The sequence below is a fragment of the Daejeonella sp. genome, assembly GCF_030684675.1.
Taxonomy (GTDB): Bacteria; Bacteroidota; Bacteroidia; order Sphingobacteriales; family Sphingobacteriaceae; genus Daejeonella.
This window is the reverse complement of record NZ_JAUXXZ010000022.1, coordinates 1-6,985: the sequence shown is the minus strand read 5'-3', so window position 1 is coordinate 6,985 and position 6,985 is coordinate 1. Positions and strand designations below refer to the sequence as shown.

At 40.7% G+C, this 6,985-nt stretch carries 7 protein-coding genes and 1 tRNA gene; 5 read left to right on the top strand and 3 right to left on the bottom strand.

Annotated elements, in window-relative coordinates:
- Positions 1-228: 228 nt before the first annotated feature.
- Together Q8M41_RS03565 and Q8M41_RS03560 are read right to left on the bottom strand one after the other, a co-directional pair.
- Positions 229-717, bottom strand: a complete 489-nt coding sequence (locus Q8M41_RS03565) for a CHRD domain-containing protein (protein WP_305363870.1) — start codon at positions 715-717, stop codon at positions 229-231.
- Positions 718-795: 78 nt separating this feature from the next.
- On the bottom strand, positions 796-1,443 hold the full coding sequence (locus tag Q8M41_RS03560; protein WP_305363869.1) for an ankyrin repeat domain-containing protein: 648 nt from the start codon (positions 1,441-1,443) through the stop codon (positions 796-798).
- A gap of 132 nt (positions 1,444-1,575) precedes the next feature.
- Here Q8M41_RS03560 and Q8M41_RS03555 point away from each other — a divergent pair, with 132 nt between their 5' ends.
- From Q8M41_RS03555 to Q8M41_RS03535, 5 genes are all read left to right on the top strand, one after another.
- Positions 1,576-4,122, top strand: coding sequence for a DNA translocase FtsK (locus tag Q8M41_RS03555; protein WP_305363868.1), 2,547 nt, complete (start codon positions 1,576-1,578; stop codon positions 4,120-4,122).
- A 16-nt stretch (positions 4,123-4,138) separates the two neighbouring features.
- A complete protein-coding gene (locus Q8M41_RS03550; RefSeq protein WP_305363867.1) occupies positions 4,139-4,789 on the top strand; it encodes an outer membrane lipoprotein carrier protein LolA in 651 nt (216 codons plus the stop codon).
- A gap of 68 nt (positions 4,790-4,857) precedes the next feature.
- Complete coding sequence (locus Q8M41_RS03545; RefSeq protein ID WP_305363866.1) at positions 4,858-5,133, top strand: hypothetical protein; 276 nt, start codon at positions 4,858-4,860, stop codon at positions 5,131-5,133.
- Positions 5,130-5,903: an MBL fold metallo-hydrolase gene (locus Q8M41_RS03540; RefSeq protein ID WP_305363865.1), complete on the top strand. Its 774-nt coding sequence runs from the start codon at positions 5,130-5,132 to the stop codon at positions 5,901-5,903. Before Q8M41_RS03545 ends, Q8M41_RS03540 begins: the two co-directional genes overlap by 4 nt.
- A 159-nt stretch (positions 5,904-6,062) precedes the next feature.
- Positions 6,063-6,356 (top strand): GIY-YIG nuclease family protein, encoded by a 294-nt coding sequence (locus Q8M41_RS03535; RefSeq protein WP_305363864.1) that lies wholly within the window; start codon positions 6,063-6,065, stop codon positions 6,354-6,356.
- Between the two features lie 349 nt (positions 6,357-6,705).
- Here Q8M41_RS03535 and Q8M41_RS03530 read toward each other — a convergent pair.
- Positions 6,706-6,789 (bottom strand) — tRNA-Leu (locus tag Q8M41_RS03530).
- Positions 6,790-6,985: the final 196 nt, after the last annotated feature.

Genomic DNA, 6,985 nt, shown 5'->3' with positions numbered 1-6,985 from the left:
GCTGATCTTAAGGATGTTCGCACTGATTAAAAGAGGGGAATCATATGTGGAAAATTACGAGAGAGCAGCATGATAGAATCTATTTTAAATTAAATTTGGAGATAAGTTAAACCTAGAATACCACGAAAGTGGGAACCTCCTATTCCAATAGCTATCCAAATACCTACAGCTTTAGCTGTAGGTATTTGGAATTTATCCCGAATCAAGACCGGAGTAACTTAAGCTTCTTTAGAATTTAATATTCCCTCTTAATTCACCAGAGCCTACAGTTGAACTGTGAATGTTTACATACCATTTACCAGCCAATAACTGTGCTTCCTGGGCACTGGTCAGGGCGACTGTCATTCCACTCAAAGTGCCACTGCTTCCAGTTGCAAATCCGGTTATACCGAGCGCAACACCAGAACTCACCGCGTCACTGCCGGTATCAGAACCATGAAAATGCATGTTACTTGTTGTTGCAGATGCACTTCCTAATTGCCAGGTGATTTTGTAAGTGATCATTTTCATTGTAGGATCATAAGAAATCTCTGCTGTACCGGTACCACTGGTAGTAACTGCAGGCACTTCCTGTGCACCACTTAATGTAACATTAACCTTTTTGATAAGGCTGACAGGTTCTTCAACTTCATCTTTTTTGCAGCCTGAAAGTACAAGCACAGATAGCATAATCAGGGAAATTGATTTAATGGAACCAAAGAGTAGGGACTTTTTCATAAATTATTTATTTAGTTTGAAGTATCTACGCAAATAAGTCACGTTTGGTTGTTTTCAGGAAAGAAATAAAGTGGTCTGTCAGGAAAGAATTTTTGCAATTTCAAGAAAACCCTTCTCAAAAGCCTTGTCAGCAGCAGTTTTACCGTCTTCCATTTTGGCACCAACAATAGCCCCGGCCTCCAGTAAAACGATCAGGAGTTCAATATTGCCATTATGGGCAGCTGAATGAAGCGGGGTTGCTCCCGATTTTTGTACCACATTGATGTCAGCACCTGCTTCCAGAAGCATTTTGGCAATCATGGTGTAATTTGAAGCCACAGCAGAATGGATAGGGTATACGCTAAACCCGTTTTTTGAAGGGATATTTGGATCTGCACCACTAAGAAGAAGGATCCGGACTATATCCTCGTTTCCGAAATAGGCAGCCAGACTAAGTGGTGTAAATCCATCATCAGAAAATTCATGAACCAGGCCGGGATTTTCTGCGACAATGTTCGTAATATGATCGTTCTTTCCTAAGGCAGCAGCCTCAAAAATGTTAATTTCGGGAACATGCTTTAAAATAATATCAGCTAATTCAGGCTTTTTATAGTAACAGCAGAGCAGTATAGGAGAAATCTGCTGACTCGTTTTTTGAATGGCAAGTTTCGGATTAGAGTTTAGAAGCGCATATAATTCAATTGCATTGCCTGTTACAATGTATTCCTCCAGTAAATCCTGATCCATTTTATAAGGTATTAAATGAACTAAACATCTGTTTATCAATATTAAGAAAATTAAATAAAAAATGCAGCAGATTTAGGCTATCTCAGATATTCTTTATAACATTATATTTGTCAATATTTAGCAAAATTTCGAATGCCCTTACTAAAAGGAAACCAATTCAGGAGTGCCAATTCTTTTCGCGATGAGCCAAAGTCTAAGCCTGCCCCAAAACAGCGGGTTCCGAAAGAAACAGCTGAGGATCTACCGAAGTTCAAATTGAATGACGACCGGACAATAAAGATAATAGGCCTGTTCTTTTTGATCGTTTCGCTTTATTTCATGGTGGCCTTTACTTCTTATTTGTTCACATGGCAGGATGATCAGAGTTATGTGATCGATGCAAACGGTGGCTGGAGTAATTTGATGAAAACTCAGCAAGAACTGACTGAAATGGGGCTTAACCAGCCTGCAGTCCAAAACTGGCTTGGTAAATTAGGAGCGCTCTTATCCCATCAATTCATTTATGAGTGGTTTGGTGTCGCATCCTTCCTCTTTATCGGTGTCTTTTTTATCATCGGATACCGTATGTTATTTAAAATAAGGGTTTTATCCATCACTAAGACACTTGCTTATTCCTTCTTTTTACTGATATTTACTTCAATAACTCTTGCATTTTTCCATGCTTTCATCAGTGATTACCCGCATTTTCTTGAAGGAGAGTTCGGGTTCTGGACCAATCGTCTGCTGCAAGCCCAGATTGGTGATGCCGGTACAGCCGGATTACTGGCATTTGCTGGTTTAAGCGTATTGATCATTGCTTATAATATTGACTTTAAATTACCGGAGCGCAGCGCGAAACCTAACTATGTTGTTCCTGAAACCAGCGATGAGGTTGAACTGGAGGATGAAGTCTTGTATGCGCCGGTGGAATTTAACTTGCCAAATCGCTCCGGACAGGAAACTACGAACGGAAATACACAAAAGCTGAGTCAGAACCTTCCGCCTGTTGAAGTTACAGAAGAGCCTGAACCCGAGGAGCACAGACCAGTTGTACTCAGTCCTGCTAAAAATGTCCCTTTTGAAACTTCTCAGGCAGTATCTAATGACCTTAAAGAATCTCCCCCGCTAACCATTGAGAAAACAGAGGAGGAGAAGAAATCCACTGAACTGGTTGAGCAATTCGGCATGTATGACCCAACGCTGGATTTGTCAAGCTACAAATACCCAACCCTGGATCTTCTCGAAAATTATGGTTCCAATAAGATTGCGGTTAATTCTGAAGAGCTTGAGGCCAATAAGAATAAAATTGTTGAAACACTCAACCATTATAATATAGAGATTGATAAGATTAAGGCAACTATCGGCCCTACGGTGACCCTTTATGAAATCATTCCGGCTCCCGGAGTCAGGATCTCGAAGATCAAAAATCTGGAAGATGATATTGCCCTGAGTCTTGCCGCACTGGGTATCCGGATCATTGCCCCGATGCCCGGAAAGGGGACTATTGGTATTGAGGTTCCGAATCAGCATCCGGAAATGGTATCGATGCGTTCTGTGCTTGCAACAGAGAAATTCCAGAATACTACGATGGATCTGCCTATTGCATTGGGGAAAACGATTTCAAATGAGGTTTATATTGCCGACCTGTCAAAAATGCCGCATTTGCTGGTCGCAGGAGCTACCGGACAGGGAAAATCAGTTGGTATCAATGCGATTTTGATCTCATTATTATATAAAATGCATCCATCGCAATTAAAGTTTGTGCTGGTGGATCCCAAAAAAGTGGAATTAACGCTTTTCAGGAAGATTGAAAGACATTTTCTTGCCAAATTGCCAGGTGAAGCTGATGCGATCATTACAGATACCAAAAAGGTGATCACCACTTTAAATTCTCTTTGTATCGAGATGGATCTGCGTTATGACCTTCTGAAAAACGGACATGTCCGGAATCTCAAGGAGTATAATCAGAAATTCATCAGCAGAAAGCTTAACCCAAATGAAGGGCATCGTTTTCTGCCTTTTATCGTACTGATTATTGATGAGTTTGCCGATCTGATGATGACAGCCGGTAAGGAAGTGGAAACACCGATTGCGAGGATTGCCCAATTGGCCCGTGCGGTTGGTATACACCTTGTAATTGCAACCCAGCGTCCTTCAGTAAACATTATTACCGGCACGATCAAAGCGAATTTCCCTGCCCGTTTGGCGTTTAGGGTATTATCTAAAATTGACTCAAGAACTATTCTTGATAGTGGAGGTGCCGATCAATTGATTGGTCGCGGTGACATGCTTTTATCCACAGGAAGCGACCTGATCAGGATACAATGTGCCTTTGTAGATACTCCGGAAGTGGAAAAAGTGTCAGAATTTATCGGTTCTCAGCGCGGATATCCTTCTGCCTGGATGCTGCCTGAATATCTGGATGAAAATGCTGATTCATCGGCAAAAGACTTTGATGCTTCCGACAGGGATCCGATGTTTGAAGAAGCTGCCCGACTGATTGTGATGCATCAGCAAGGTTCTACCTCTTTAATTCAGCGAAAGCTGAAATTAGGATATAACAGGGCTGGCCGTATTATCGATCAACTGGAGGCCGCAAATATCGTCGGACCATTTGAAGGGAGCAAGGCCAGAGAAGTTCTGATACCTGACGAATATTCTTTGGAACAGTTCTTGAATACATTGGATAAGAATGATTAACTAAAGAAAAAATCAAATGAAGAAGTTATTTATAGCTGCGTTTCTTGTTTTAGGTTCCGGAATAAGTGTGATGGCGCAGAGTGAAGTGAAAGCAAAGGCAATTTTGGCAGAAGTTTCCAAAAAGTACCGCAGTTATGACGTGATTAAGACAGAATTTTCATACACCCTTGAAAATCCGGAGGCAAAAATCAAAGAAACCCAGAGCGGGACCTTGTTTGTGAAATCGAAGGTGAATAAGTATAAGGTGGTATTGAAGGGGCAGGAGCTGATCAGTGATGGTAAAAATCAGTGGACCTACCTTAAAGCGGATAAAGAGGTTCAGGTGAGTGAGGTTGATAATTCGGCAGATGCGTTAAATCCTGCAAAATTGTTCACGATCTATGAAAAGGGCTTTAAATCACTTTATACGAACGATACCAAAGTGAACGGAAAAATGGTGCATAACATTGATTTGAGTCCGACAGATACCAAACGCAGCTTTTTCAAAGTAAAATTGCAGATTGATAAATTGAGTAAGCAAATAGTTAACGCGTTAATATTCGACAAAAATGGTAACCGTTATACCTATAGTATCAAGACATTTATACCGAATATTAAGGTGCCTGAGTCAACTTTTGCCTTTGATTCTAAGCTTTATCCGGGTGTAGAAGTTGTGGATCTTCGATAAGGTTTATAAAAATTATTTAAAGGCTTCAAACAATTGTTTGAAGCCTTTTTTGTTATTTTTGAAATGCAATGACCCTTAGTTATACTCAGCATACACTCGATAAGCTCGAAGCCCTGATTAAAACTCTTGGATTTAAGCTGCGTTATGAAAAGGGCAATTTTAAGACCGGATCCTGTGTTCTGGAGAAGGACAGGATAGTGATCGTGAATAAATTTTCCAATCTGGAGAGCAAAATCAATTCTCTTGCTGATTTGGTACAGCGATCAGAAACTGATGAAAACCTGCTTGATGAGAAGCAAAAAGCATTCCTTTACGTATTGAAACAAACAAAAATAGAGTTTTGAAGATCACATTTTTAGGAACAGGAACCTCTCAGGGCGTACCGGTCATTGCCTGCGATTGCGAGGTTTGTTCCTCGAACAGCAAGCATGATAAGCGTTTGAGGGTATCTGTTCTGATTGAAGATCAGGGGAAAACACTAGTAATCGATGCAGGGCCTGATTTTCGCTACCAGATGCTTCGGGCAGGGGTGAAGCATCTCGATGCAATTCTGTTTACTCATGAACACAAAGATCATGTCGCAGGACTGGATGATGTACGCGCCTTTAATCACAAACAGCAATCCGAAATTGATATTTATGCCCATATCAGGGTCCAGGAGGCACTGAGGAAGGAGTTTCATTATATTTTCTCTGGGAATAATTATCCAGGTATACCCCGATTAAAGCTGAACAGCATTGAGGAAAACCAGACTTTTGATGTTTCCGGAATTTCTGTGATGCCCATTTCTGTGATGCATTTCAAATTGCCTGTTTTCGGTTTCAGGATAGGAGGGTTTACTTATATCACCGATGCGAATTCGATTTCAGAAGAGGAAAAGCTCAAAATAAAGGGTTCAGAACTGCTGGTAATCAATGCTCTGCAGAAAACAAAACACATCTCTCATTTTACCCTGGACGAAGCCCTGCAACTCGCAGCCGAGATCGGAGCAAAAAAAACCTATATCACGCACATTAGCCACAATATGGGCACTCATCGGGAAGTCTCTAAAGAACTGCCTGAAGGGGTTTTTCTAGCGTATGATGGACTGGAGCTTTTAATTGACACCCGATAGCTATCGAGTTGAAAATGGCTCAAAGCAGGATGTCATCCCGACGCAGGAGGGAACTTAGTGATTTTAGCTAAGATTTTGAATTATACCATTCCCTAAATTTAAACTACCGTTAAATAGCAATTTCCATCTCATTCTATCTATTCCATATAAATTTAATTTATGTGGAATTATAACTTTTATGTTTACATCATTACCAATCCAGATAAAACAGCACTATATGTGGGTGTAACGAACAATCTCGAAAGAAGGCTTTATGAGCATCATGAGAACAGAGGAAATCGAAAATCTTTTGCAGGAAGATATTACTGTTATAATCTGATTTACTTCGAACAATTTTCTGACATCAATGAGGCAATCATGAGAGAAAAGGAGATTAAAGGATGGAGAAGGGAAAAGAAGGAACTTTTAATTGCCAAAACAAATCCTAACTGGGATACGATAACGTTCAAATGAAACGCCCTGTCATCCCGAAAGCTGTCCTTCAGCAGCTGAGGGAACTTAGTGAGTTTAACTCAAATTTTGACTCATGGCACGAAGTTCCTTCACTTCGTTCAGGATGACACGCTGGAAGGCTTCTAAGAAGAAATAGGGTACAAAAAACGCTGTCATCCAGAAGGCTGCTCATCAGCAGCTGAGTGAACTTAGCGATAAGAGATCAAAATTTGTCGCAGTAGCACGATTTCCTTCGCTTCGTTCAGGATGACAGGTTGAAATACTGATAAAAGAAAAAGATTGTAATTAAGGATACCGTCCTCGTCGCTAGCCAGGTAACAGCTAACTGACAACAGATAACATTTTTTTGTGCCCAGGAGCAGATTCGAACTGCCACACCCGTTAGGGCGCCACCCCCTCAAAGTGGTGCGTCTACCAATTTCGCCACCTGGGCATTTTTATTTTTTTTCAGTTACCTATTTCCAGTTATCAGATGTTTGTTCTCAGGAGTTGTCCTTGCCTGAATATGTTGACCGAAAATAGAGGTTTATAAACAATAAACCAAAATGAGATGGCAACAGTCAGTGAATATGAAAGATTAACAGTTCAGCAACGCAAGGTGCGTTATTTTAATGAAACCTTTAAGCGTT